At 51.5% G+C, this 466-nt stretch carries 1 pseudogene; it reads left to right on the top strand.

Annotated features, from left to right (window positions below):
* Positions 1-87 precede the first annotated feature (87 nt).
* Positions 88-466, top strand: a pseudogene (locus ACTHUR_RS20125) (FtsX-like permease family protein); the annotation flags it as partial.

The following is a 466-nucleotide window of genomic DNA, read 5'->3' as shown; positions in this document are numbered from 1 at the left end:
CCCCCCCCCCCCCCCCCTCCCCAAACAAAAACACACCCCCCAAATCATGCCTAGTCTCGTGGGCTCGTAGAGGTGTAGAAGAGACAGAACCTCGTCTCTTCCTTAGTAATGGCGGGAACCGGAAAAACAAGCCGATATTGCGATTTTGCGCACGTTAGGTTTGTCCCCGGGCGGCGTTATGAAGATTTTCTTGGTGCAGGGTGCTTTTGCGGGGTTCTTCGGTACGCTTGTGGGCGTGGTATGCGGCGTATTGCTGGGTTGGAATGTCGGCAAGATTGTTGCGTTTTTTGAAGACCTGTTTGGCGTTCATTTGATTAACTCTCAAGTTTATTTCATCGATTACCTGCCTAGTGATGTGAACTTGAAAGATGTTGCCGTTATTGCCTGCATTTCGCTTGGCTTGGCATTTATCGCCACACTGTATCCGAGCTGGCGTGCTGCGAAAACCCAACCTGCGGAGGCTTTG

The sequence above is a fragment of the Neisseria sp. P0021.S007 genome (assembly GCF_051956855.1).
Note: the sequence above shows the minus strand (reverse complement) of the source record. Positions and strands in the feature narration are given on the sequence as shown.